The organism is Variovorax sp. E3, from assembly GCF_016082275.1.
Lineage (GTDB): Bacteria > Pseudomonadota > Gammaproteobacteria > Burkholderiales > Burkholderiaceae_C > Variovorax.
The window spans coordinates 87,645-112,691 of record NZ_MOWM01000006.1; the positions used below are offsets into that span (position 1 = coordinate 87,645).

At 64.0% G+C, this 25,047-nt stretch carries 27 protein-coding genes and 4 pseudogenes; 18 read left to right on the forward strand and 13 right to left on the reverse strand.

The window, feature by feature from the left end:
• The first annotated feature begins 2 nt into the window (after positions 1 to 2).
• From BMG07_RS03925 to BMG07_RS03955, 7 genes and pseudogenes are all read left to right on the forward strand, one after another.
• Positions 3 to 854, forward strand: a complete 852-nt coding sequence (locus BMG07_RS03925) for a carbohydrate ABC transporter permease (protein ID WP_198083441.1) — start codon at positions 3 to 5, stop codon at positions 852 to 854.
• A 5-nt stretch (positions 855 to 859) separates the two neighbouring features.
• Positions 860 to 1,906, forward strand: coding sequence for an ABC transporter ATP-binding protein (locus BMG07_RS03930; RefSeq protein WP_198083442.1), 1,047 nt, complete (start codon positions 860 to 862; stop codon positions 1,904 to 1,906).
• A gap of 39 nt (positions 1,907 to 1,945) precedes the next feature.
• Positions 1,946 to 2,848, forward strand: a complete 903-nt coding sequence (locus tag BMG07_RS03935) for a PfkB family carbohydrate kinase (protein ID WP_198083443.1) — start codon at positions 1,946 to 1,948, stop codon at positions 2,846 to 2,848.
• 50 nt (positions 2,849 to 2,898) lie between these two features.
• Positions 2,899 to 3,615 (forward strand): SDR family NAD(P)-dependent oxidoreductase, encoded by a 717-nt coding sequence (locus BMG07_RS03940; RefSeq protein ID WP_198083478.1) that lies wholly within the window; start codon positions 2,899 to 2,901, stop codon positions 3,613 to 3,615.
• Positions 3,616 to 3,631: 16 nt separating this feature from the next.
• Positions 3,632 to 5,086: an NAD-dependent succinate-semialdehyde dehydrogenase gene (locus tag BMG07_RS03945; protein WP_198083444.1), complete on the forward strand. Its 1,455-nt coding sequence runs from the start codon at positions 3,632 to 3,634 to the stop codon at positions 5,084 to 5,086.
• Positions 5,087 to 5,105: 19 nt separating this feature from the next.
• Positions 5,106 to 6,193: pseudogene (locus tag BMG07_RS03950) on the forward strand (tartrate dehydrogenase).
• 50 nt (positions 6,194 to 6,243) lie between these two features.
• Entirely contained in the window at positions 6,244 to 6,978 is a 735-nt protein-coding gene (locus BMG07_RS03955; RefSeq protein ID WP_198083479.1) for a class II aldolase/adducin family protein, read from the forward strand.
• 117 nt (positions 6,979 to 7,095) lie between these two features.
• Here BMG07_RS03955 and BMG07_RS03960 read toward each other — a convergent pair whose 3' ends face one another.
• Positions 7,096 to 7,428, reverse strand: coding sequence for a DUF427 domain-containing protein (locus tag BMG07_RS03960; RefSeq protein WP_198083445.1), 333 nt, complete (start codon positions 7,426 to 7,428; stop codon positions 7,096 to 7,098).
• 53 nt (positions 7,429 to 7,481) lie between these two features.
• On the reverse strand, positions 7,482 to 8,435 hold the full coding sequence (locus BMG07_RS03965) for a LysR family transcriptional regulator (protein ID WP_198083446.1): 954 nt from the start codon (positions 8,433 to 8,435) through the stop codon (positions 7,482 to 7,484).
• 74 nt (positions 8,436 to 8,509) lie between these two features.
• Between BMG07_RS03965 and BMG07_RS43965 the strand changes: the two genes are divergently transcribed.
• From BMG07_RS43965 to BMG07_RS03990, 6 genes and pseudogenes are all read left to right on the forward strand, one after another.
• Positions 8,510 to 9,031 (forward strand): RraA family protein, encoded by a 522-nt coding sequence (locus BMG07_RS43965; RefSeq protein WP_307866861.1) that lies wholly within the window; start codon positions 8,510 to 8,512, stop codon positions 9,029 to 9,031.
• The gene (locus tag BMG07_RS41425; protein ID WP_307866862.1) at positions 8,962 to 9,177 is read left to right on the forward strand and encodes a hypothetical protein; all 216 of its coding nucleotides are present in this window, start codon (positions 8,962 to 8,964) and stop codon (positions 9,175 to 9,177) included. The genes BMG07_RS43965 and BMG07_RS41425 overlap by 70 nt, the downstream gene beginning before the upstream one ends.
• Positions 9,174 to 10,550 carry an amidase gene (locus tag BMG07_RS03975; protein ID WP_198083447.1) on the forward strand — a complete coding sequence of 459 codons (1,377 nt, stop codon included), beginning with the start codon at positions 9,174 to 9,176 and terminating at the stop codon, positions 10,548 to 10,550. Before BMG07_RS41425 ends, BMG07_RS03975 begins: the two co-directional genes overlap by 4 nt.
• A complete protein-coding gene (locus tag BMG07_RS03980; RefSeq protein ID WP_198083448.1) occupies positions 10,543 to 11,499 on the forward strand; it encodes a tripartite tricarboxylate transporter substrate binding protein in 957 nt (318 codons plus the stop codon). Before BMG07_RS03975 ends, BMG07_RS03980 begins: the two co-directional genes overlap by 8 nt.
• A gap of 54 nt (positions 11,500 to 11,553) precedes the next feature.
• Positions 11,554 to 12,527 (forward strand): annotated as a pseudogene (locus tag BMG07_RS03985) (tripartite tricarboxylate transporter substrate binding protein).
• Positions 12,528 to 12,568: 41 nt separating this feature from the next.
• The gene (locus BMG07_RS03990) at positions 12,569 to 13,252 is read left to right on the forward strand and encodes a hypothetical protein (protein ID WP_198083449.1); all 684 of its coding nucleotides are present in this window, start codon (positions 12,569 to 12,571) and stop codon (positions 13,250 to 13,252) included.
• Between the two features lie 387 nt (positions 13,253 to 13,639).
• Here the strand turns inward: BMG07_RS03990 and BMG07_RS03995 are convergent.
• From BMG07_RS03995 to BMG07_RS44665, 5 genes and pseudogenes are all read right to left on the reverse strand, one after another.
• Positions 13,640 to 14,125 (reverse strand): annotated as a pseudogene (locus BMG07_RS03995) (IS21 family transposase); the annotation flags it as partial.
• Positions 14,126 to 14,149: 24 nt separating this feature from the next.
• Positions 14,150 to 15,329: pseudogene (locus tag BMG07_RS04000) on the reverse strand (IS3 family transposase).
• Positions 15,330 to 15,670: 341 nt separating this feature from the next.
• Positions 15,671 to 15,994, reverse strand: coding sequence for a transporter substrate-binding domain-containing protein (locus BMG07_RS04005; RefSeq protein ID WP_198083450.1), 324 nt, complete (start codon positions 15,992 to 15,994; stop codon positions 15,671 to 15,673).
• Positions 15,995 to 16,269: 275 nt separating this feature from the next.
• Positions 16,270 to 16,707, reverse strand: a complete 438-nt coding sequence (locus BMG07_RS04015) for an ATP-binding cassette domain-containing protein (RefSeq protein ID WP_374221229.1) — start codon at positions 16,705 to 16,707, stop codon at positions 16,270 to 16,272.
• Positions 16,670 to 16,996, reverse strand: coding sequence for an ATP-binding cassette domain-containing protein (locus BMG07_RS44665; RefSeq protein WP_198083452.1), 327 nt, complete (start codon positions 16,994 to 16,996; stop codon positions 16,670 to 16,672). Before BMG07_RS44665 ends, BMG07_RS04015 begins: the two co-directional genes overlap by 38 nt.
• On the opposite strand from BMG07_RS44665, the gene BMG07_RS04025 reads away from it, so the two are divergent.
• The 3 genes from BMG07_RS04025 (at position 16,892) to BMG07_RS04030 (ending at position 17,909) form a co-directional block, all read left to right on the forward strand.
• A complete protein-coding gene (locus BMG07_RS04025) occupies positions 16,892 to 17,296 on the forward strand; it encodes an NAD(P)-binding domain-containing protein (RefSeq protein WP_198083484.1) in 405 nt (134 codons plus the stop codon). The genes BMG07_RS44665 and BMG07_RS04025 overlap by 105 nt on opposite strands.
• Entirely contained in the window at positions 17,280 to 17,411 is a 132-nt protein-coding gene (locus tag BMG07_RS41430) for a hypothetical protein (protein ID WP_269758618.1), read from the forward strand. The genes BMG07_RS04025 and BMG07_RS41430 overlap by 17 nt, the downstream gene beginning before the upstream one ends.
• A 168-nt stretch (positions 17,412 to 17,579) precedes the next feature.
• A complete protein-coding gene (locus tag BMG07_RS04030) occupies positions 17,580 to 17,909 on the forward strand; it encodes a hypothetical protein (protein WP_198083453.1) in 330 nt (109 codons plus the stop codon).
• On the opposite strand, the gene BMG07_RS04035 is transcribed toward BMG07_RS04030, so the two are convergent.
• From BMG07_RS04035 to BMG07_RS04060, 6 genes are all read right to left on the reverse strand, one after another.
• Positions 17,876 to 19,036 carry an LLM class flavin-dependent oxidoreductase gene (locus BMG07_RS04035; protein WP_198083454.1) on the reverse strand — a complete coding sequence of 387 codons (1,161 nt, stop codon included), beginning with the start codon at positions 19,034 to 19,036 and terminating at the stop codon, positions 17,876 to 17,878. The two genes, BMG07_RS04030 and BMG07_RS04035, sit on opposite strands and share 34 nt — an antisense overlap.
• Before the next feature lie 54 nt (positions 19,037 to 19,090).
• Positions 19,091 to 20,491, reverse strand: coding sequence for an aldehyde dehydrogenase family protein (locus tag BMG07_RS04040; protein WP_198083455.1), 1,401 nt, complete (start codon positions 20,489 to 20,491; stop codon positions 19,091 to 19,093).
• A 52-nt stretch (positions 20,492 to 20,543) separates the two neighbouring features.
• The gene (locus BMG07_RS04045; protein ID WP_198083456.1) at positions 20,544 to 21,152 is read right to left on the reverse strand and encodes a glutathione S-transferase N-terminal domain-containing protein; all 609 of its coding nucleotides are present in this window, start codon (positions 21,150 to 21,152) and stop codon (positions 20,544 to 20,546) included.
• A 23-nt stretch (positions 21,153 to 21,175) separates the two neighbouring features.
• Positions 21,176 to 21,280: a dodecin domain-containing protein gene (locus BMG07_RS04050; RefSeq protein ID WP_198083457.1), complete on the reverse strand. Its 105-nt coding sequence runs from the start codon at positions 21,278 to 21,280 to the stop codon at positions 21,176 to 21,178.
• Positions 21,281 to 21,342: 62 nt separating this feature from the next.
• Positions 21,343 to 22,563: a bifunctional 3,4-dihydroxy-2-butanone-4-phosphate synthase/GTP cyclohydrolase II gene (locus BMG07_RS04055; RefSeq protein WP_198083458.1), complete on the reverse strand. Its 1,221-nt coding sequence runs from the start codon at positions 22,561 to 22,563 to the stop codon at positions 21,343 to 21,345.
• Positions 22,564 to 22,605: 42 nt separating this feature from the next.
• Complete coding sequence (locus BMG07_RS04060) at positions 22,606 to 23,190, reverse strand: NAD(P)H-dependent oxidoreductase (protein WP_198083459.1); 585 nt, start codon at positions 23,188 to 23,190, stop codon at positions 22,606 to 22,608.
• Positions 23,191 to 23,200: 10 nt separating this feature from the next.
• On the opposite strand from BMG07_RS04060, the gene BMG07_RS04065 reads away from it, so the two are divergent.
• Both BMG07_RS04065 and citF read left to right on the forward strand, forming a co-directional pair.
• Complete coding sequence (locus BMG07_RS04065) at positions 23,201 to 23,416, forward strand: hypothetical protein (protein ID WP_198083460.1); 216 nt, start codon at positions 23,201 to 23,203, stop codon at positions 23,414 to 23,416.
• A 55-nt stretch (positions 23,417 to 23,471) separates the two neighbouring features.
• Positions 23,472 to 25,004, forward strand: a complete 1,533-nt coding sequence (gene citF, locus BMG07_RS04070; protein ID WP_198083461.1) for a citrate lyase subunit alpha — start codon at positions 23,472 to 23,474, stop codon at positions 25,002 to 25,004.
• Positions 25,005 to 25,047: the final 43 nt, after the last annotated feature.

Here is a 25,047-nt window from a genome sequence, read left to right on the forward strand (position 1 = left end):
CCATGAGCACCTCCACTGCCCCATCCTCCGGAACCGTTGTCGCATCGGCGGCGCTGCCGCGCCTACTCGGCCGGCTTCAGGTCATTGTCATGCTGCTGATCGTGCTGACGCCGCTGGCCTGGATGTTCCTCTCGTCGTTCAAGTCGAGTGTCGACGTGATGTCGCTGCCGCCGCGCATCTTCTCGGCCCCGACGCTGAACAACTACCGTGAACTCTTCGTTCGCACCGAATTCCTGCACAACACGTACAACAGCCTCGTCGTCTCGATCGGTGCGACGCTGCTTGGTCTGCTGCTGGCAATCCCCGCGGCTTTCGCAGTGTCGTGGCATCGCACCACCTGGCCCGCGACGCTGACACTGTTCGCTCGCATGGCGCCGGGCACGCTGTTCCTGCTGCCGTGGTTCATCCTGTTCCAGAAGGTCGATCTGGTCGGCAGCTACACCGTGCTGATCCTGACGCACAGCGCGATCACCGTGCCGGTCGCGCTCTGGACCTTGCTGCCGTACTTCGACCGCGTGCCTCGGGCGCTGATCGAGTCTGGGCAGATGGACGGCTGCCGGCCCCTGGCCATCCTGACGCGCATCGCGCTGCCGCTGGTCATCCCGGGAGTCGTCGTGGCTGCAATCCTGTGTTTCGTGTTCACATGGAACTACTTCCTCTTCGCGTTGGCACTGTCGGGCTTCGACACCAAGACGGCCATCGTCGCCTCGTTCAATTTTGTCGGTGAAGGCGTCACGAACTGGGGCGCGCTGATGGCAGCCGCTTCCATGATCGCGCTGCCTCCGCTGGTCCTCGCTCTCCTCGTGCAACGTCATCTCGTCGCCGGCCTTGCCGTCGGCGCAGTGAAGGGATAACCGCCATGTCCATGCTCTCCATCCGAAACGTCGTCAAGCGCTACGGCGCAGTGGAAGTCATCCACGGCCTCAGTTTTGACATCGCCGCCGGCGAGTTCATCGTGTTCGTCGGCCCGTCGGGCTGCGGCAAGTCGACGCTGCTGCGCATGATCGCAGGACTCGAAGATTTCCAAGAGGGCCAGATTTCGATCGGCGACCGCGTCGTAAATGCGCTGCGGCCCTGGGAGCGCGATATCGCGATGGTCTTCCAGGACTATGCGCTGTATCCACACATGACCGTGCGCGCCAACATCTGCTTCAGCCTGAAGATGGCCGGAATGGACAAGGCGGCGATCGCGAAGAAGCTCGAACACGTCGCTGGTGTGCTGCAGATCGGTCACTTGCTCGATCGCAAGCCGAAGGAACTCTCCGGCGGCCAGCGTCAACGCGTGGCAATGGGACGCGCGATGGTCCGCGATCCGAAGATCTTCCTGTTCGACGAGCCGCTTTCGAACCTTGACGCCAAACTCCGTGTCGACATGCGGGCCGAGATCAAGCAACTGCATCAACGCATTGGCTCGACGATGGTGTACGTCACCCACGACCAGGTCGAGGCAATGACTCTGGCAGACCGCATCGTCGTGCTGAAGGACGGCCGCATCGAGCAGATCGGCACGCCTGCGGAGCTTTACAACAAGCCGAAGTCGCGCTTCGTGGCCAGCTTCATCGGCTCCCCCGCGATGAACTTCGTGCCAGTGACGATCACCAACGGCGAGATTCAGTTGCCGGGTGGGAGCCGGATGCTCTCTGAGATTCGCTACTCGGGTCTCGCGGATTTCGGCATTCGACCGGAACACCTTTCGGTCAGCGATTCGAGCGGCCCCAATATCGCCGGCTTGATCTCGCTGATCGAACCTCTCGGCGCCGACACGCTGGTCAGCGTTGCCGTGGGCGACCACAAGCTGCTCGCACGCTTACCGGGGGATGCGACGCCGCGGCTCGGCGACCCGATCCGGCTCTCGTTCAACCCTTCGAAGTCGGCGTTGTTCGCGGCCGAAGGGCAGAGGCTCTGAAGTGCGCACGATTGCAAATCTGCTGACACGAGCCTGCGCATGAAAGCCCTGACAGTCTCCTGCGTGGGCGGCGCGGTGCTCGATGTGATCTACCGCGTCGACCAGCTGCCGTCCAGCGACACCAAGCTGGTCGCACGCTCGCGCGTCGAGAGCGGAGGGGGGATGGCCGCGAACGCTGCGGCCGCTATCGCTCGCCTTGGTGGTAACGCGAGGTGGATCGGCCGGGTGGGCGATGACGACATGGCCAACCACATCGTCAGCGGCCTGGAAACGTCGGGCGTTCATGTGACCGCCAGACGCATCTGCGACGCAACGTCACCGCACTCCATCGTGCTGGTTGACCAGCGCGGCGATCGGGCCATTGTGTTGTATCGATCGACCGACTTCGATGCCGATGCCCAGTGGTTGCCGCTGGACATGATCTGCCAGGCCAATGTCGTTCTCGCGGACAACCGTTGGGTCGCGGGTGCGGTACGAGCGCTCGATGCCGCACGGGCGCGAGGACTTCCCGCGGTGCTCGACGCGGACATCTCCGACGATCCCCAGATGATTCTCGCTGTCAAGGCGGCCAGTCACGTCGTGTTCTCTGAGCAAGGTCTTGCCGGGCTGTTCGGAACGGCCGATCCGCTGGAGGGGCTCAAGCGGGCGGCCGTCCACGCACCGTTCGTGGCCGTCACGTTAGGCGGTGCGGGCGTCGCTTGGTTGGACGCGGAACGCCAGCCCCAGCACCTCCGCGCCTTCCCCGTGACTGCGCGAGAAACGCTTGGCGCTGGCGACGTTTTTCATGGCGCCTTCGCGCTGGCCCTGGCCGAACGGCGGACCGAATCCGAAGCGCTGCGGTTCGCGGCGGTGACCGCTGCGCTCAAGTGCGAGCGCACCGGCGGCCGATCAACCTTCCCCAATAGGAGCGAGGTCGACGAACGTCTGCTCCACACCTGGTGACCTTCCAAGCCACCCAGCATTTTTCTACCTATCTACCCAAAGGTGATTCGATGACAACTCCAGACTTCAACGTAACCGGCAAGACCATTCTGATCACCGGCGGCACCGGTGGCATCGGTGGCGCCTTCGCGAAGGGCTTCGTGGCGAGCGGCGCCAAAGTGATCGTTGCAGACCTCGCGGAACCCAAAGAGCCGAACTCGCGCATTCGCTACGAGACCCTCGATGTCAGAGACGACGCGGCGGTGGCTGCACTCGCGAGCCGGGTCGAGTCGCTCGACGCCGTGATCCATTGCGCCGGCAAGCTCTCCCGCTGGGAGGAATACAAGCCCGACGTGTTCAAGGACATCCTCGACATTCACCTGGTCGGCAACCTTCGGCTGGCAAACGCCTTCCGGCCGCACCTCAAGGCCAGCAAAGGGTGCCTGATCAACATCGCCTCGATGTACGCGTATTTCGGCGCGCCGCAAGTGCCGGCGTACAGCGCGGCCAAGACGGCGGTCATCTCGCTGACAAAGTCGCTCGCAATCTCTTTTGCCGAAGACGGCATTCGCGTCAATGCCATCGCCCCCGGGTGGATCAAGACCGAGATCAGCCGCGGCGGTCGCGAGAACCCCGAATTCAACAACAAGGTCGTCGCGCGCATTCCCGGCGGCGAATGGGCAGAGCCGGAAGACTTGGTCGGCACCGCAATCTTCCTCGTTTCGCGCGCCTCCAAGCTTATCAACGGCGTGACGATCCCAGTCGATGGCGGATATTGCGCCAGCTGAACCCCAGGAGAACCGTATGCTGCAATGGTCCGATCTGAAACGCGAGAAGAATTTCATCGCCGGCGAGTGGGTCGATGCCGCCGGTGGCGTCACGGTGCCTGTGGTCGACCCCTCGACCGGGGAGCAGATCGGCACTGTGCCCAACGCCGGTGCCACCGAAACGCGGCGCGCCATCGATGCGGCTGCTGCTGCGTTTGAGGACTACCGGGAACTCACGGCGGCCGAGCGCGCAAAGATGCTGCGCGACCTCTCGACTGCCATCATGGACCACCAAGCACCGCTGGCAGAACTGTTAACGCGCGAACAGGGAAAGCCGCTAGCCGAGGCCAAGGGTGAAGTCGGCATGAGCGCCGCGTACATTTTGTGGTTCGCGGAGGAGGCTCGTCGAATCTACGGCGATGTGGTCCCGTCGCCATGGAAGCAGCGCCGAATTCTCGTCACCAAGGAACCCGTCGGGGTGGTGGCTGCGATCACGCCGTGGAACTTCCCTTCCTCGATGTTGGCTCGCAAGATCGGGCCTGCACTGGCGGCCGGCTGCACGGTCGTGGCGAAGCCGGCAATGCAGACACCGTACTCGGGCCTAGCCTGGGGAGTCCTCGCCGAGCAGGCCGGCATTCCCGCGGGCGTGCTCAACATTGTTACGGGTTCGGCGCGCGACATCGGCGGCGAGCTGACCAGCAACAGCCTCGTCCGCAAGTTGACGTTCACCGGTTCGACACCCGTTGGCAAGCTGTTGCTGCGCCAATGCGCCGACTCGGTGAAGAAGGTATCAATGGAGCTAGGCGGCAACGCGCCCTTCATCGTCTTTGACGACGCTGACTTGGACCGCGCCGTGGAAGGTGCCATCGCGGCGAAGTTCCGCAACGCCGGCCAGACCTGCGTCTGCACGAATCGTGTCTATGTGCAGAGCGGCATCTACGACCGATTCGTAAAGGCCTTCGCCGACGCAACGTTGAAGCTCGTGGTGGGTTCTGGCTTCGACGCAGGCGTCACACAGGGGCCGCTCATCGACGATGACGCGGTGAGCAAGGTCGAGGAGTTTGTCGCCGACGCGGTTTCCAAAGGAGGGCGCATCGTCACCGGCGGCAAGCGCCATGCGCGCGGCGGTCTGTTCTTCGAGCCGACGGTCATTGCGCAGGCAACTGCTTCGATGAAGTTCGCCAGGGAAGAGATCTTCGGTCCGCTCGCGCCGGTGTTTCGCTTCGAGACCGAAGACGAAGTGGTTCGAGCCGCCAACGACACCGAGTACGGTCTCGCCTGCTACTTCTACACCGGTGATCTGGGCCGCGCGATGCGCGTCTCCGAGAAGCTCGAGTACGGCCTGGTCGGCATCAACGAAGGCCTGATCACCACCGAAGTCGCCCCGTTCGGTGGCTACAAGGAGTCAGGCGTGGGCCGCGAGGGTTCGAAGTACGGCATCGAGGACTACCTGCAAGTCAAGTACACCTGTATCGGTGGCCTGGGCGCGTAACTGGACACGAGGACACGACATGACCAGGAAGTTCAAGATCGCCGTTCTGCCGGGTGACGGCATCGGCAAGGAAGTCATGCCCGAGGGGCTGCGCGTACTGGAAGCCGCTTCGCGTCTGTTCGACTTCGAGTTAGAGCTCGAGCACATCGAGTGGGCCAGCTGCGACTACTACGCCCAGACCGGCGCGATGATGCCGGAGGACTGGAAGGCGCGCCTCGCCGGCAAGGATGCGATCTACTACGGCGCGGTGGGCTGGCCGGCGACTGTTCCCGACCACGTCTCCCTCTGGGGCTCGCTGCTCAAGTTCAGGCGCGAGTTTGATCAGTACATCAACCTGCGCCCGGTGCGGTTGTTCGAGGGCGTGCCCTGTCCCCTCGTCGACCCGCAGGGTAAGCCGCGCAGGCCAGGCGACATCGATTTCTATGTCGTCCGTGAGAACACCGAAGGCGAGTACACCAATCTCGGCGGCGTGATGTACGCGGACACCGAGCGCGAGATTGTGATCCAGGAGTCGGTCTACTCGCGCTTCGGCACCGACCGTGTTCTGAAGTTCGCCTTCAACCTCGCACAGTCGCGGCCGCGTAAGCACCTCACGGTGGCCACCAAAAGCAACGGCATCGCGATCAGCATGCTTGGTGGGATGGGCGTGCCGACGAAGTCGGCAAGGGCTACCCGGGAATCACCATTGACAAGCAGCACATCGACATCCTCTGTGCACGCTTCGTGCTGCAGCCGCAGCGCTTCGACGTGGTCGTGGCAAGCAACCTGTTCGGCGACATCCTCTCCGACCTGGGGCCCGCCTGCACCGGCACGATTGGCTTGGCGCCCTCGGCCAACCTCAATCCCGAACGAACGTTCCCATCGCTGTTCGAACCGGTGCATGGTTCGGCCCCGGACATCTACGGGCAAAACATCGCGAACCCACTGGCGATGATCTGGTCCGGCGCGCTGATGCTGAAGTTTCTGGGCGTCGATGCTGCGCACGACGCGATTGTCAAGGCAATCGAGGCCGTACTGGTCCGCGGGCCGCGCACACGCGACCTGGGCGGCTCGGCCTCGACCACGGAGGCGGGTCGGGCCGTCGCGCAAGCGCTCGCTGCGCAGTGAGCTTCGACGGCCCGAGTCAATTGTTCACACGCATCGGATTGGAGTTCACTATGTCAACTGTTCAGGCGCAAAGCCTTGGCGCGATCGAAGAGCGCACCCGCGAAGACCTCGCGTCCTTCTACCGCCTGGTCGCGCATTTCCGCATGACGGATCTGATCGACACGCACATCAGCGCGCGCATTCCTGGCACAGATCACTTCCTTATCAACCGCTACGGCCTGCTGTTCCACGAGATGCGGGCCGACAACCTGATCAAGATCGATCTGCACGGCAATGTCGTCGATGATGTCGACCCGGCCAAGAGTCGCGTGAATGTCGCTGGCTTCGTGATCCACTCGGCGATCCACGAAGCGCGGCACGATCTGAACTGCATCATTCACACGCACACGCCGGACGGCATCGCCGTGTCGTGCCAAGCCGAAGGGCTGCTGCCGATCAGTCAGCACGCGATGAAGTACTACGGCCGGCTCGGATATCACGACTACGAGGGCGTTGCGGTGGATCTAGACGAACGCTCGCGCCTGGTGCAGAGCCTGGGGCCGCACGACGCCATGATCCTGCGCAACCACGGGCTCATCGCCGCAGGCAAGAGCATTCCTAGGACGTTCCACAACATCATGTTCCTTGAGCGCGCGTGCCAGGCACAGACCAAAGCGCTGAGCGGCGGTCGCCCTCTGACTTACCCGAGCGCCGCCGTGTGCGAGCACGCGGCGCGGCAGTATGACCGCGAGGAGGTCGACGAAATCGTTCAGCTTGGTTGGGATGCAGCACTCAGGTTGTTATAAGCCACTTCACAAGACTGTTCGCAGGCCCGGGGAGGTCTTCGGCCGTCCCACGCCGCGCATGCAGGAATGTAGTGTTGACGTTCGCGCGCTACAGGGGCACTGTGGTCAGCCGACAGGTCAAGCGATGTGCAAGGAAGTCCTGTGCCTCGATTGCACTGGCGCTAACACCTTCAGGCCCTGATGCTCGTCATGGGGGGCCTCGTAAGTCCAGACAGCGTCCTCCAGCCGCCTTTCGCCGAGATCCAGGCTGTAGTAGTTCGCCGTACCCCTGAAAGGGCATTCTGTGGTCGTCGTCGACCGTTTCAGCTTTTCCATCCTGAGGTCGGAGCGAGGGAAGTAGTAGCGCGCGGGAGCGTTGTTCTCATCGACTTTCACGACGCTGGTCGAGGTGGCAACGACGACGCCTTCGGCTTCGACTTCGACAGGTTGGTGGAGGCGTGTTTCCCGCACCTGATGGTCGGCCTTGCGTCAGTCTCCTCAAGAACGAAATTCAGAAGACCGCATCAATCACCGCTGCTGTCATTTGACGATTCGCCGGCGTGGAAGAACCCGGTGTCTTGCAGATTGCGCAGCACAATGTCCAGAATGCGCGCCGTTGTGTCGCTGCGGTGGTGCGCCAGGTACGAGAAGTAGTAGGGCACGTTCGGTACCGCTGGCTTGGCGTGCAAGACCTGCAAGGATTTTTCGGCGACCTGTTGGCGTGTGATCGATGCGGGCAGCATGGCAATCGCATGGCCGGAGGCAACCAACGCCACCATGAGCGAGAGCGAGTTGCAACTGCTGTACTCCTCGAACGAATAGCCGTCCGAGGCCAGCCAGCGCGATGCCGATTCATGCAGGGTCGACGGAGGCGCATTGCAGACGATGCGGTGGTTCAGGGCGTGGGCCGGCAGAAAGTCTCCCTCCGACATGATCAGGTCGTGGGCCGCCACCCACTGGTGTTCGGTCAGTCCGATGAACTGGCTTGTCACGTCGGGTTGGCTGCTTTGCCCTGTGTGCAGCGCCATGTCCAACTCGTGGTTGTTGATCTTCTGAAGCAGCTGGGCGCCTCCGCCCACCGTCAGGTCCACGCGAAGCGCCGGATAGCTGTCCTTGATGTCCTTGAGGGTCCGCGGCATCCCGATGATCGCGCAGGACTCGTCCACCCCCATGCGCACCAGACCAGTAATGGTGCGCCGCAGATCGAGCCGCGCCATGTCCTGCGCCGAGGCCAGCACGCGCTCCGCATAGACCAGCACATTGCGGCCCAGCTCCGTCACCAGCAGGCGCTGGTTCTGGCGTTCGAACAGCTGGATACCCAGTTCCTCCTGCAGGTCGCGAATGCGATGCGAGATCGCCGGCTGGGTGAGATGCAGGTGGCGCGCCGCCGCATGCACCGTGCCGAGACGCGCGGTCCACACGAAAGCTTCCAACTGATGGAGGGTGAACCTCGTTGATAAAGAACTCGAATCAACCATCGTGAGAATTGATCAGTATCGGTGCCGGGAGTGGCTACCTACGATTGCCGTCATTCACAACGACGATATCCGAAATGACTGCAATTGAACTAGGAGAGTTGCCGCCGCCGTGCGCGCTGCAACTGCGGGCCCTGCTGAAGGAGGTCGAGCCGGCCACCATCGGCCATTTTCATGATCGCGGTTTCCTGCACGGGCGGATCAAGGCCATCACTGCGGTGGCGCGCAGCGTCGGCACCGCCATCACCGTGCGATGCGAGGGCTCGGACGGATCCATCCTGCACCACGCGCTGGGCCAACTGCGGGCCGGCGATTTCCTGTTCGTCGACCGCGCGGGCAACGAGACGATTGCGTGCATGGGAGGCGCCAGCATGCTGGCAGCGCGCCTTCGCGGTGTAGCAGGCGTGGTGGTCGATGGCTGCGTCACCGACATCGCAGAGCTGCGCGAGCTCGGCGTGCCGGTGTGGGCCCGCGGCCTGAGCGCCCGCACCACCCGCGCGGCGGGCAGTCGGGCAGCTTCTGCCGTCCGGTGGACTGTGGGGGTGTGCGCGTGCATCCAGGCGATGTCGTGCTGGCTGACGAGAACGGCGTTCTGGTGATGTCGCCCGACGAGGCATGGGCCTTGGCCCGGAAGGCGATCGAACTGCAACAGGCGGAGCAACAGACGCTGTCACGGCTGCGTGCCGGCGAGTCCTATGCCGACGTATTGGACACGCGATTGGCTCTTCGAGCGGTGGCGGCATGACGCGTTCCAACCTGACCAGGCCGCCTGCCTTCGCACCGATGGTGGAACTGTCGCGTGCCTTGCGATCCGGAGAGACGAGTTCGGTGATCCTCACGCGGGAGTGCCTTCGCCGCATCGCGGCGCACGACACCGTCTTCAAGAGCTTCCTGGCTGTCTACGAAGAGGAGGCCCTGGCGGCGGCGACTCTCGCCGACGAGGAACTCCGCGCAGGCCACGATCGCGGCCCGCTGCACGGCATTCCGTTGGCGCTGAAGGACCTGGTGGACATCCAAGGCAAGCTCACGACGGCGGGCTCGCCGCTGCTGTCGGCCAACATCGCGCAGCAGGACGCGGCCATCGTTCGGCGCATTGCCCAGGCCGGTGGTGTCATCGTTGGCAAGACCCACATGGTGCAGTTCGCGCTGGGCGCCTGGGGCACCAATACGCACATGGACACGCCGCGCAATCCGGCCGGCCGCGCCACGGACACGCTGGTGGCAGGTGGCTCCAGCAGTGGATCGGCCGTGGCCGTGGCAGCTCACCTGGTGCCGTGGGCGATCGGCTCCGATACCGGCGGCTCGGTCCGCGTACCCGCGGCCTTCTGCGGCATCGTGGGCTTCAAGCCAACGATCGATGCGCTGCCGCGCGAGGGCGTCTATCCGCTCAGCGAGAGCCTGGACAGCGTGGGCCTCATTGCATCGTCGGTGCAGGATGCCCGGTTGTGCTTCGAGGCGCTCGTCGGCGCGCTCGGTTCGGGCTCGAACGCCGGCCGGCGGATCGGCGTGCTGGAGGCGGACGAACTCGTGCCACTCGCGCCGGCCGTCGCGCGATGTCATGCACAGAGTTTGCAAAGGCTTGAGCAGGCGGGTTTCAGCCTGGTGCCGTTCCGGTTTCCGGCGTCGCTGGCGGCGTTCAAAGAGCCCACCAACGCCATCATGATTGCCGAAGGCGCCTGGGTGAATGACCGGTTCCTGGACGAACCGAATTCGCCGATGGATCCGTCGGTGCGATCGCGGCTCGTCGCCGCCCGCGCGACCACGGCCGTGCAGTACCTGCAGGCTCAGGCCACTGCGTCGCGCTGGCAGCAGGAGTTCGCCGGCGAGATGGACAGGCTCGGACTGTCCGCCATCGCCATGCCGGTGACGGCGATGACCGCGCCGCGCCTCGAGGACGTCGACCACAACGTGGCGCCGGTCCACTTCACCCGCCCGGTCAACCTGCTCGCGCTGTGCGGTATCTCGCTTCCCGCGGGTGAGGACGACGACGCACGGCCCGTCGGGCTGCAACTGGTCGGTCGCGCGGGCGGCGATCACGCACTGCTGGGTGTCGCTGCCGAAGCCGCCGCTGCACTGTCTCCGTCCCGAAATCCGCCCCAGGAGGTGCGCAATGCTTAGCAGGCTGGCCGCCATCCTGCTCGCATTCGTCGTCCCATGCGTGGCCGCCCAGGATTACCCGCACAAGCCGGTGCGCCTGATCGTCCCGTTCCCCCCGGGCGGCAGCGTGGATCTGGTTGCGCGCCTGGTCAGCAAGAGCTTGCAGGACGCGCTGAAGCAGCCCTTCGTGGTCGACAACAAGCCTGGCGCCTCCGGCAACGTGGGGGCCGCCTATGTCGCCAAGGCGCCGCCGGACGGCTACACGCTGCTGGTCGGCAGCGCCGGTGTCTTTGCCGCCAATCAGTTCCTGTATGTCAATCCGCCTTTCGATCCGCTGCAGGCATTCGCGCCCATCATGCGAATCGTCGATCAGCCCAACATCCTGGTCGTAGGCCACCAGTCGCCCATTCACAGCGTCAGCGAGTTGATCGCACTGGCCAAGGCTCGCCCGGGAAAATTGACTTTCGGCAGCGCGAGCGTCGGTTCCGCTCAGCATTTGTCCACCGAGATCTTCATGCAGCAGGCCGGCGTGGAGCTTCTGCACGTTCCGTACAAGGGGGGCGCGCCGGCGCTCGTGGATCTGATGGGCGGGCAGATCGACATGCTGTTCGACACTTCGCCAACGGCCTTGCCTTACGCCAAGAGCGGCAAGCTGCGCGCGCTGGCCATCACCAGCCGCCAGCGCTCGCCGCTGCTGCCGGACGTTCCCACGATGAAGGAAGCAGGGCTGCCCGACTTCGAAGTCGTCACCTGGACCGGCATTGCCGCGCCGGCCGGGACACCCCGGGCCGTGGTCGACAGACTCAATGCCGTGATCAAGACCGCGCTGCGCGGCGAGTTGCGCAGGCAGCTCGAGGAGACCTCCCTCATTCCGGTCGGGGACTCGCCCGAGGACTTCCGGGAGTTCATGCGCAAGGACGCGGACAGCTACGCCCGCCTGGTGAAGGCCGCGAAGATCACGCCCCAGTGATCTTGCAGGGCGGCCCGGACGACGAATTTCTCACTCTCTTGATTGGATACTGATATGAAGATTGCCGTGATACGTGCTGCGTGTGCCCTTTCGCTGGCATTGGCAGGGCTGGCGTATGCAGGGGACTACCCGGACAAGCCCATTCGCATCGTGGTTCCCTATCCACCGGGCGGCGCATCTGACGCGGTGTCCCGTCTGATCGGACAACAGCTGTCGCAGCGACTCAAGCAGCCAGTCCTCGTCGAGAACAAGCCGGGTGCCACCGAACAGATCGCGGCCAGCTTCGTCGCCAAGGCGAGCCCGGACGGCTACACGATCCTGCTGGCCTCCACCGCAGGGCTTTCGGTCAATCCGACCCTCTACAAGGGACGGCTCGCTTACGACCCAGAAAAGGACCTCGCGCCGATCGTGATGGCCGTGACTCTTCCCAGCGTGGTCATGGTTCATCCTTCGATGCCGGTCAATTCGATCGACGAACTCACGGCGTTCGCGCGGTCTTCGACGACACCGATCAACTACGCTTCCAGCGGTGCCGGCAACCCCAGCCACCTGGGCATGGAGTTGTACAAGCGCGCGGCGTCTATCGAGATGACGCACGTGCCTACAAGGGTGGAGCGCCCGCGCTGCAGGATCTCATGTCCGGGCAGGTGCCGGTGATGATGGCCATCGGCCCGGAGTCGATGCCGATGGCCAAGGCCGGCCGGTTGAGGGCGCTCGCAGTCACCACAGCGAAGCGCTCGCCCGCCTATCCCGGATTGCCCGCAGTTTCCGAGACCAAGGGCTTTGCCAATTTCGAGCTGCTGCACTGGTTTGCACTGCTGGCGCCCGCCCGGACGCCCGACGCTGTCATTGCACTGCTGAACAAGAACGTGAATGACATCCTGAAGGACCCGGAGATGAAGAACAAGCTGCTTGAAATGGGAATGGAGCTCGAAGGCGGCTCACCGCAGCGATTGGCCGAAACGATCAAGCGGGACCGCCTCAAGTGGGAGAAGGTGATCATCGAATCGAACATCAGGATCGACTGATCCGCACCTACTAACATCATCATCCGAAAGAGAGAATCGACATGGTCTTTGCTGGCGAAGGCATCCTGATTTCATCCATGGAAGTGCTCCCGGACGAGGTGGCTGACTTCAATGAGTGGTTCGACCGTGAGCATCTGGCCGAGAGAGTGGCAATACTTGGCTTTCTCGAGGCGAGACGGTATGAATCTGTGGGCACGCCAACCCGCTACCTGCAGATCTACAACACCACCAGCTTCGATGTGCTGAACGGTGCGCCCTACAAGGCGGCCCTGGCGAACCAGACCGCGTGGTCGAATCACCACATTTCCCGATTCATCGCGCCGACGCGTGTGGTCGGACGCTTGGTGCACAGCGCAGGGTTCGCGCGAGGCGTTGCAGTCGCACTGATGCGGCTGCGACCGTCTGGCGATCCAGCCATGATGCCGACGCTTGCGGGCGTTCTGGAAGTGCTCGACCAACCGGGCACGGCTTCGATCCACTTTGTCGAGGCCGATGCCGGCCTTTCCAGGCCGGTGACGGCGGATTCGGGCTACGTGGGCAGTGAAGACTGTTATGTGGTCATCGAATGCACCAGCGAGGCCGCCGCCGAAAAAATCATCGCCCGACTGGGAGCGCCATTGGAGAAGTATGGAGAACTCATCGACGCGCGAGTTTTCCGGTATCGCATGGATATCAGCGCATCGGCGCTTGCGATGCGCCAACCGCGTTTCGTACGGACGAACTGACTGCGCACTGGTTGCCCACGCAGGACGATCGTTCCGGAACAGGGAAGCTCGACAACCGGTAGCTTCGCTCGATCGGCGTGAAGACGGCCAACACCTTGCTCAGCCACAGCCTCGTCGCACTCATCGGCCTCTCGGTCTCTCGGTGAGCGTCCAGTCCAACCATCTTGAAAACCTGCTCGGAGCATAGGAGCCTAGTCCCCATCAACAACTCTTGGTGGACACGTGAGCACTATTCCCGATCAACAAGGCGGTACCGGCAGCGCCACGGTGGATGGTCAGGGTAATGACGCAACACAACGATAGCTTTCAGCCTTCGTCACGTCGCCCGACACGTACGCCGGGTAGTTCGGGTAGCGGCACATGGGGCGTGTCGCCAGAGTGCTAAAGGGCGTCGAACAGCATCTCGTGGCCTTGGCTCGGATATGCCACCAGCCAGAACGCACGGCTCGCGCACAGCTTCAGGTGCGACACCTGCATGCGGTAGTAGATGCCGCCGACAACCAGGCCTTCTTCGCTCCAATCGAACTGGAAGGCCTCGCCCAGCTCGAAGTTCAGCGGTACGAACGCCGTGACGTTGACTGTCTGCCCCTCACCCTGGCGCCACGTCCGCACGAAATCGGTGATGGCTGAGTAGCCGCCGCTGTAGCCCGCAGCCTTGATCTCGGCGTGCAACGCGCGTGCCGTGCGTCGTTCGTGCTTGGGCCGCCTGGCATCGGCCGTCAATGCCTGCTTGAGCGCTTCCTCAAACGGGCTGAGCTTGTTCGGGCGCGGCTCGCGCCGGTACTTCGGCGCCTCCTTCACTGGTGCGCGCAGCCACTTCGACACCGTGTTGCGAGACAGCCCCGTCCTGCGCGCTATCTCTCGCTCTGACCTTGCCTCGTTTCCACGTACATCAAGTCATGCAGGCAAGAGGCTGCGCTCTCTTGTGACCGGGGCGAGGTATCCGTTTGCCGAGTGAATTCGCACGCGGTTGTAAAAGCCCTCGATCCAGTCGACGATGTCCAGGCGAGCCTGGGCCCGGGTGTCATAGCGTACCTGGTAGATGCGCTCGACTTTGAAGGTCTTGAAGAAGCTCTCCATCGCCGCGTTGTCCCAGCAATTGACCTTCCTGCTCATCGACATCGTGATCCCGAAGTTCGCCGCCAGCCGGCGGTATTCATGGCTGGCATATTGACTGCCCCTGTCCGTGTGAACGAGCAGCCCGACGCCGGGCTTGCGTTGCCAATATGCCGATCTCAAGGCCGCGCACACCAGCTTCGCATCAATCATTTCAGACATCGACCAGCCCACGATGCGGCGGCTGGCCAGATCCATCACCGCGGCCAGGTACAGCCAGCCTTCGCCCGTGGCAACATAGGTTATACGGCCACCCACGCTCGATTCGGCCGCCAGCCGTCGAAGCGCCGATCCAGAATGTTGGCAGCCACCGGCAGGCGGTGGGTCGAATCCGTGGTCACGACGTATGCGCGCCGATAGACCGGGCGCAAGCCCTGACGCCTGAGACTTCGACGAACCCGCTCGGCGCTCACGCACTGGCCCTGTTGGCGAAGCTGCTGCGTGATACGAGGCCGTCCGTAGCTTCTTCGGCTGTCACGATGGATCGTCGCCACCTGCGCATCCAGGGCCATGTTCGCCAGTGCCCGTGCGCTGGGCGGCCGCACGCGCCATTGACAGTACCCCGTGCGGGACACCCCAAGCACCCGGCACAGCCGGCTGATCGTGTACTCGTCGCGATGATGCTCGATCCAGGCGTACTTCATCGCGACACCTTGGCAAAGTACGCCGTCGCTTTTCGAAGCACTTCCACATCGAGCTTCGCGTCGGCCAGCTCCTTGCGAAGCCGGCTGTTCTCGGCTTCCAGTTCCGTCACCGGCCGACGAAGTGGCTGCGCAGAACTCGTTTCGGGCACCGGCGGCAAGTCCACCGGCCTGCGCTTGCGCGACCAGTTGCTCAACGTCGCCGAGGGAATTCCCAGCCTTCGCGCGGCCTCGTGGCCACCCACCGAATCCGACAGCCTGATCGCTTCGATCTTGAACTCATCCGTGTATTGCCGCTTGGGCACATTGCCATCTCTCATTTCTTTTCTCCGTACTCCAGAAGTTATCAACTTCTTGCTGTACGTGAAATCGAGGCACGGTCACTCCGACAGCTTGTCCCTCGCGTGCAGCCGTCGGATCTTGCCAATCATGTCCATGGTGATCACTCCTCGAACCCCGCCGCTTAAATAAACAGCAGGGTAGGTTGAACACCTGGCTCACTTTTACTTCGGCACTACCTACAAAACTGGCTCAGTTTCCGGTCGGCGCCAACACGCACGGTCGGCTTGGGCGAACGAATACGCACCGAATCCCGCCTTGGCGCGGTCGTTGCCGTCCGTCGATGGTTCAAACGGTTGAGCCGGTACCAGATCTGAATCCTTCAGGCAAGCAAGGATTGCGCGGTGGCCCAGCGCTGAGTTCGGATAGCGTCGACCTGTCCGGCTTTGATCGCTGCGATGATCTCTTCCTGCGTGCCAAATTCGACTACCTGCTCAGAGAAACTCCGAGCCGCCTTGGCGGTGCCCACTTGCACAGTTCCCTTGACGACGCCCAGCCGCGCACCCGATTTTGAGACCAAGGCATAGCTCGACACGTGCTTCGGGTTGCTCGCACGAACGATCATGCCGCCGACAAGCGCCCAGATCGGATTGGAGTACGCCACCGTTCTGCAGCGCTCGGGTGTCACGAAGAGACCGGTGTTCATCGTCCACCGCCCGGAGGCTACCCTCGGGCAGTAGATCGGCGAACTCCACCTTTTTCACCTCCACATTCTTGATGCCCATTCTGGCCAGAACGGCCCGTGCGACGTCGACGTCCGAACCTGCTGGTTGACCGTTGATCGTCGCTGCGAGCGGTGGCCTTCGATGTACGCGAAAGTAACCTCCTCTTGAGCCATTGCCGGCGCACTGAACGCGGCGGCAATAGCAAGAGCGGAAGCCAAAAGGGAACGCTTGAAGATTAAATGCACCTCCAAGAAGTTCATGGGATTGAGGCATAGGCCGAATGCGAAGCACATCGCCGCTGGAGTCGCACACCGCTCATGTATGCGGCTCGAACAGGCGGATCGCCCGCAAGCATGTGCGAAGGACCGGTCTGGGCGATGCGCACTTGGTCCACTACATAGGCGCGCGATGAAAGATTCAGCGCCGTACCGACGTCTTGCTCAACCAGCAAGATGGCGACACCAAGTTGATTGACCCGACGCAGCGCCTCAGCCAATTCCCCGACCGGCCGCGGAGACAAGCCAAGCGAAAGCTCATCGATTATCAACAGGCGTGGATCGGCCATGAGGCCTCGCCCGATCGCACACATATGCTGTTCGCCTCCAGACATCGTGGTCGCGTCCTGCCGAGCGCGCTCGCGCAGTTTCGGGAAAACCTCATAGACTCGTATCGAGTGTCTTGCGCACTTCCGCATGGTCGCGACGCAAGAAGGCGCCCATAAGCAGGTTGTCCTCAACGCTCATTGATCGAAACAGGCGTTGGCTTTCTGGCACATGAATGAGACCCGAAGCTACGCGCCGCTGAGGCGCCACAGTGTGCAGCGTTGCTTGACCCAACTGCACCGTGCCCTGACCGGAGTTCGCCAATCCGGATAGAGCGTGCATAAGAGTCGATTTCCCAGCACCGTTGGAACCAATCAGCGCCACTACCTTACCCGCGGCATCCACTCGCTTGCCGAGCTTGCCAAGGAACTGGATCCCCATGTCAAACCCACGACGCTGGGGGACGCGCTGACAGTCGACGTCGTCATTCTTGATGTGCCGTTTCGCGCGTATGCCAGCGTGGCCGCTGCCTTGGCCGACTGGTCCGGCAAGATCGTCGTCGACGCCATGAACACCTATGGCGTGTCCCCGGAGGAACTGAAAGGCCAGGCGTCCAGCCATGTGGTTGCAGCGGCGTTCAGGGGTGCGGATGTCGTCAAGACATTCAATCAGCTGCCAGCCAAGCTGCTGGCGATGAGCCCGGGCGCAGGGCGGCCGGCGCGTCATGTTCATCGCCGGTGACGCGCAGGCGGCCTCGGGCGCCATTGCGAAGCTGGTGGACGACCTCGCTTTGCCGCGATGGTGCTGGGAAAGATCGCCGAAGGCGGCGCGCTGCTCGGCATGGGCGGCCCGCTGATTCTGCAGAACCTGGTCAAGTACTGAGCAAAGCTCGTGAAGGCGCGTCGGGGAGGAGGCCGCCGCGCGCGCTTCCCGACCGCAGTGGTAATGCCGTTGGACGCTCGATCTGACTTCGCTCGCACCAACGGACGTTGCTCATTCCTGCGTGCAAGGTTATCGGTCGCCTGTGATCGACTGCTTCGATCCGCGAATTTTGCGCATGGAGGCGATCTGCACCACCGAGGGAGCGGCGAAGCGACAAGCGCGGCTTGCCATGTCCGACAGCGCCCAGGCCCCGGCAATCGCCCGACAGCGGCATCGGTGCGAGTGCTCGGCGCTGTGCCTGCAGTCCGCGCTTTTCTTCCTCTGCCTCCCGCCGGATCAGAGTCCGGACGATCTGTCGGAGCCGCATGCCGCCGGAGCTCTCGAGAAGCACGATGTCGCCCGAAGCAGACCTTCCAGCTGCGACCTGCAAGCTCTGCGTTATGCCGCCAGCTTCATCGCCGCGGGCGCGTAGGCCTGGCGCAGGCCGGCCTTTTCGAGCAACGGCATCACTTCGGCGTTCCATTGCTTGATGCCGCTGTTGTAGTCCAGCCAACTCAGGCAGACGCCGTCCACACCAGCCTCCGACAGCATGCCCAGATGATCGACCATCATCTGGGGTGTGCCCACCAGCGGGAAGCCTGCCCAGCCAGCCTTGAAGTGGTAGCGGAACTGCTCCGCTTGTTCAGGCGTGAAGATGCCCGTCTGGATGCCGAGTTCCTTGACGATGTTCTCGCAGGCCTCGTCGTCGCCGTATTCGAGCACGTAGCGGTCTACATATTGCTGCGCCTTGGCCAGCGTTTGCGCGACCGAGACGTAGGAGTAGCACCACACCTTGAGATCCCGGCCGAACTCGTTCTTGGCCAGGTCCTTGTAGGCGCGCACCTGCTTGCTCACGCCGGCGAGGTCATGCGAACCGAGGATGATGAACGCGGCGTCGCAATGCTCGGCACAGAAGCGCATGCCACGCGGTGACCCCCCCGCATTGATCAGGAAGGGGCGGTTCAGCGGCTTGGGTTCCGAGAACGCCTGCACCAGGTTGAAGTACTTGCTCTTGTGGTCGAAGTAGCCCTTCTTCGTCCAGGCCTCCTGCGCGACGGCAAGCCAGTCGTCGGCGAGGGCATAGCGCTCGTCATGCTCCATCATCGAGCCGCCGAACATCCTCATCTCCGGCCCGAACCAGCCGCAGATCATGTTCAGGCCGAAGCGGCCACCGCTGATGTGGTCGATCGTGGCCGCCTGCTTGGCTGCGAACAGCGGATGCACGGTCGGCAGGTGTGAGGTCGTGATGGTCGCGATCTGCTTTGTGGACGCCGCGACGGCGGCCGCCCAGGTATAGGTCTCCAGGCTGGTGCCGCCGAAGTTGCTGTCGCCGCCGAAGCCGCGCCAGCGGCCGATGGGAATGGCGGCCTCGAAGCCGGCGGCATCGGCAATCTGCACCGTCTCCAGGTTCGTGCGCCAGTTGTCGGCCTGATGAACTTCAGGTGCGGTGGTGATGGCGCAGCCGCCATGCGCGTTGATCGCGAAGACGCCGAGCTTCATCTTGTTCGGCGAACTGGCCATCGGGTTGGGCTGCACGTGAGGCGTAGCTGTGTTGCTCATGAAAATCTCCGGTTGTTGAAATAGGTGGCTTCTTGTCGAGCCTTGGGCTGTCGCTCAGGTCAGCGCGTCGGAGCGCCAGACCATCATCTTTTCCGTCTGCATTTCACGCATCGTGTGCGGCATGCCTCCGACGCCATGTCCCGAGACCCGGGCCCCGGCGAACGGCATCCAGTCGACCCGGAACAAGGTGTTTTCGTTGACCATGATGGCCGTGCCGTCCAGGTGGCGATAGCAATGCATGGCGGTGTCGATGTCGCGGCTGAATACAGCAGCCTGAAATGAATAGGGCAGCTCGTTGGACATGGCGATCGCCGCATCGATGTCTTCGTAGCCGTACACGCAAACCACGGGTCCGAAGACCTCCTTGCGGGTCACGTCGGCGTCGCCGGGTGGATCGAGCAGCACCGTATTGGCGTAGCAGCTGGCAGAGACCTTCTTGCCGCCGGCGACGAGCTTTGCGCCACCGCTCAATGCGTCATCGACCCAGCGCCCGACGCGATCCACCTCTTTGTGGCTGATCAGCGGACCCACGTCGGTGGACATCGAAAGCGGGTTTCCGATCACCATCTTGTTGCCCAGCGCGGCCAGGCCCTGTGCGACATCCGAGGCGATGCTGCGGTGGCAGAACACGCGTTGCACACCCACGCAGGCCTGGCCGGCGTGCCAGAAGGCGCCGCGCGCAATGCGCGGCATGGCCATGGCCAGATCGGCGTCGTGCGAGACGATCACCGGTGCGACGCCCCCGTGTTCGAGCGCGCAACGGGTGCCCGGCGCCAGCTTGGAGCGCAGGCTCCAGCCGACGGCCGCGGAGCCGATGAAAGTGAAGAAGCCCACGCGTGGGTCGGTCACCATTCGCGTGGCCAGGTCCAGGTCCTGCGGCAGAACCATCTGCGCCCATCCGGGGGGAAGCCCGGCCTCGAGGAAGATGTCGATGAGCGTCTTGCAAGACAACGGCGTGGTGGCTGCCGGCTTGACGATGACGGGGGCGCCGACCGCCACGGCGGGTGCCACCTGATGGACGACCAGATTGAAGGGGTGGTTGAACGCACTGACGCCGACCACGACGCCGATGGGTTCGAACTGGGTGAAGGCGACGCGACCGGCCGATGTGGCATTGAGGTCCATCGGGATGACGTGGCCTGCCCTGGTGCGCATTTCCTCGATGCAGGTGTGGATGCCGTCGATGCCACGATCGACTTCGACCAGCGAGTCCTTCAGGGGCTTGCCGCCTTCATGCGCAGCCTGCCGTGCGATCTCCTCGCGCCGCGAGCCGATGATCTCGGCCGCGCGCTTGAGGATCGCCAAGCGCTGCTGTTTGGGTAGCCATTGCCGACGGTCGCGAAACAGGGCATGGGCGGTGGACAGGGCACGCTCTACATCCTCCGGCGTGGCCGTGGCCACCTGGCCGACGGGGGCGCCGTCAAAGGGGGAATACACATCAACCATTGCGCTCATCGGTACTTCTCCATCAAGTCTTGGGGTTCAGCGGTGTGACAGCGCAAAAGAGTCAGGCCGGTGGCATGTCGCGGGGCAGGGTGCTGGCGAACGCGGCCCTTGCGCGCAGCTGTGCAGCGAGTGCGTCGAGCTTCGGCGTTCGGGGCAGCCATGGGGCCGAAGGGAAGCGAAAGCGCACGTAGTCAACGAGCACCACGGTGCAGATGACCGCCAGATCGGGCGTCGATGCGCCCGGGGAGGGCGGCTCGGCTTCCAGCCGTGACAGCGCCTGGACCATGGAGCGGCGCCGGCGCAGACCCACCGGCGACTCGTCGAAGGAGGCGTCGGTCATCTTGCGGCCGATGATGATGGCCGCCGCCGCATCGATGCCTCCCATGGCAATGCCCATGGTCGACAGCACGGCCGGCGCGTCGTTGCCGAGCAGCGTGGGCTGCGGGTGCTGGCGCTCGAGCCACAGCATGATCAACAGGCTTTCGGTCAGTGCCTGCCCGTTGTCCAGTACCAGCGTGGGAACCCGGGCGCTCGGGTTGGCCTTCAACAGCTCGGGGGCGTCCTTCCAGGGATCCGTCAGCTGAGGCTGGACGTCGGCGACGCCTTTTTCGGCGAGTGCGATCCGCACCAGGCGCGCATAGGGGGAAGTGGTGCTGAAGAACAGTTTCATGGGATTGCTCCTGGCTTCGCGCTTCAGACGGACTCGTGCGCGTTGCTGATCGCGCGCTGAGTGGCTGGCTCGAACCCCTTTTCGGAGGAGCCCGTGAGTTCCAATGTCTTGTAAACGTGCTCGGTCATGGTTGGCTCGTGTTGTTTCGGGGTGGTGTCTGGTTTGCCGACCCGGCAAGCGGATCGGGGCATCAGCCGCAAAACATGCCCAGGGGCATGTCCAGCTGGTGGCCCAGCCGGGTCTGCTTGGCCAACAGGTAACCGTGGTTCTCCCTGGTGGGGGGCGTGCACAGCGGCAGCCGCTCCACGATCTCCAGGCCGTGGCAGGACAGGCCGTGGTATTTGGCCGGGTTGTTGGTCATCAGCCGCATGCTGGTGATGCCCAATTCCCGCAGGATGCTGCTGCCGACGGTGTAGTCGCGCGAGTCCACGGCCAGCCCGAGGGCGAGGTTCGCTTCGACGGTGTCCATTCCCTCGTCCTGCAGCGCGTAGGCACGCAATTTGTGCGACAGGCCGATGCCCCGGCCTTCATGCCCGCGCAGGTACAGCAGCACGCCGCGCCCCTCCTTGCCGATCCTGGCCATCGAGGCTTCCAATTGCATGCGGCAGTCGCATCTCAGCGAGCCGAAGGTGTCGCCGGTCAGGCATTCGGAATGCACACGCACCAGCACATCCGCGCTGCCCGCGACATCGCCCAGCACCAGCGCCACATGCTCGTGCGGGCTGCCGGCTTCGCGGTAGACGCAGGTTCGGAAGAGGCCGTGGCGGGTCGGAATCTTGGCCTCCGACTCCCGCCAGATCTTCGACTTCTCCGCCCGGTAGGCGACCAGGTCCGCGATGGAGACGAGAGGCAGGCCGTGCTGCCTGGCAAAGGCTTCGAGCTGCGGGCGACGGGCCATGGTGCCGTCGTCGTTGACCACTTCGGCCAGCACGCCGCCTGGCCGCAGGCCCGCCAGGCGCGTCAGGTCGACCGCAGCCTCGGTATGCCCGGGGCGTGACAGCACGCCGCCGGGCACCGCCCGCAGGGGAAACACATGCCCGGGGCGGTTGAAGTCGCCCGCGACGGCCTGTGTGTCGACCAATGCGCGCACCGTTGCCGCGCGATCGGATGCCGAGATTCCGGTCGTGGTTCCGTGGCGGTAGTCGATCGTGACCGTGTAGGCGGTCTTCATCGAGTCCGTGTTGCGCTCGACCATCAGCGGCAGCTCGAGTTCGTCGAGCCGCTCGCCCGGGAGCCCGACGCAAAGCATGCCGCTCGTGTAGCGCACCATGAAGGCGATCGCCTCGGGCGTCGCGAACTCGGCGGCGAGGATCAGATCCCCTTCGTTCTCGCGATCTTCGTCGTCCACGACGACGACGATCGATCCACGCGCAAGCGCCTGCAGGGCGTCTTCAATCAGATCCAGTGCCATTCATCCTCCGCTTGATTGATGGGGTATCCGGCCGCGCACGGCTCAGGCACCCGGGGCGCCTGCCGGCGCGGCCAGCGCGACGGCCAGCTCGTCGACGCAGCGTTCGAGCCGCGCCAGAAAGCTCTCGCCGAGCGCGCCCGAAGCCTCGAAGTCATGCGGCAAGCCGTAGAGTCCCCGCGTGGCCACGCGCGCATCGAAGAACAGGAACAGCGGCCGCAGGTGGTAGTCGATCACCGAGGCGTGCGCGGGCGATGCACCCGTGGCCGTCAGAAGCACGGGCTTGCGCGCGAAGGCGTCCATTTCGAAGAGATCGAACAGATGCTTGAACAGGCCCGTGTACGCGCCCTTGTAGACCGCCGTGCCCACGACCAGCGCGTCGGCGTCCTGGATCTGCTGCAAGACGGCAGCGAGCGCGGGCTTCGCCTTGGATCGCTCGGTGGTGTGGCCCAGCTCGGGGCCGGCGTCGACCAGGTCCAGGAGGGCGGTGCTTGCCAAGCCTCTTCTGGCGGCCGACTCCAGCACGGCCTGCACCAGCGTGCGTGTGCGCGAGGGGCGCGACCAGTTGCCGGCCACGCCCACGATGTGCGGCTTGCGGGGAGCGACCGAATCGCTTTGCTCTGTTGCCATGCGGGGCTCCATGTTTGTTTTGATTTATGCCGTGCGTTTGCTCGCAGCGGTGGTGTCATGGAGCCGGATGCTAGGCACGCCCCTCGCATCGCGGAAGCTGATTCTCAACAAGCAGCCTGGTCGAAAATTCAAACTCCCTAGAAACCCTAACCAGGCGCTTGCCGAGCAGCTGTGGGCTCTTGCGCGTGCCTGCGAAAACTTCGAAGGCCACATCGCGAGAATCTGATTCCACGTGCGCACGGGGTGGGGCATTCTTTGACGAAGCACTGCCAGGAGCCCTCATGACTGCTCGAAACGAACTGCCGCGATTCATTGACGGGTACGGCCGCGTCGTGCCCTTTGCCGGCGCCTGCATGGAGCCGCCGCCCGCCCAGATCGCGGTGCCGAAGACCCGTTTTCAGGGGCAACGCAAGCTGCTCAAGAGCATCGGTGACGCGTTCGATGCGTGCGCCATCGGCGATGGCGCCACGCTCTCGTTCCACCACCATCTGCGCAACGGCGATCAGGTACTCAACATGGTGCTGGTCGAGGCATCCAGACGGGGGCTTCGAGGCCTGACGTTGGCCGCGAGTTCGCTGTTTCCGGTTCATGCACCGCTTGTGGATCACATCCGAAGCGGAGTCGTCGGGCGCATCTTCACGGCATACATGTCGGGCCCGGTCGCGGATGCCGTGTCCCGGGGCGTGATGGCCGTGCCTGCGGTGATGCAGACCCATGGCGGTCGAGCCCGAGCCATCGAGTCGGAAGATCTGAAGATCGACGTTGCCTTCATCGCGGCCCCGGCGTGTGACGACTACGGCAACATCAACGGCGTCCAGGGGCGCGCCGCGTGCGGGCCTTTGGGGTATGCGATGGTCGATGCGCAGTATGCCGCCATGGTGGTCGCCGTCACCGATAGTCTTGTTCCCTATCCGGCTTGCCCGATCGATATCTCCCAGGAATGCGTGGACTTCGTCGTCGTCGTGCCCTCCATTGGCGACCCCGCGGGAATTCTCTCGGGCACCACCAACCCGACCACCGAGCCGGTGGGGCTGCAGATCGCCGCCACGGCAGCGGCGGTGGTGGAAGCGTCCGGGCTGCTGGGCAGCGACTTTTCGTTCCAGACAGGGGCTGGAGGCGTCTCGCTTGCCGTGGCGGCCGAGGTCGCCGCCGTGATGTCCCGGCTCGGCGTGCAAGGCAGCTTCGCCGCGGGCGGCGTGACGGGCGCTTTGTGCGAGATGCTCGAGCGCGGACTCTTTCGCGCGATCTTCGACGTGCAGTGCTTCGATCTGCGAGCCGTGGAGTCTTACCGCCGGGACCGGCGGCACATGGCAATGTCGGCCTCGCTATACGCCAACCCGTGGGGGCGGGGTGCCGTCGTCGACCGCCTGAGCGCGATGATCCTGGGGGCCGCGGAGGTGGACATCGACTTCAACGTCAATGTCACCACGGGAGCCTCCGGGCGAATTCTGGGGGGATCGGGCGGGCATGCCGATACGGCCGATGGCGCGCGCTTGGCCATCGTGACCACGCGCCTGGCGGCCGGCGCAGGCCCGAAGCTGGTCGAGCGCGTCGGCTGTGCGACGACGCCGGGCGCCACCATCGACGTGGTGGTCACCGAGGCGGGCGTCGCTGTCAACCCGAGAAGAGAGGAACTGGCTTGCAGGCTCAAGGCCTCTGGCATTGCGGTGAAATCGATGGAGCAGTTGCGCGCCGCTGCCGATGCCTTGGGCAAGCCCGCGGCGAGCGGTCGCTCGCGGCAGGGCCCCATCGTCGCCGTGGTCGAGTACCGCGATGGGACCGTGATCGACGTGGTGCATCGCGCGCCCGATTGAGCCCGGCGTTGATCGTCGGGGTGGACTGTCCTTGCCCCCGTCG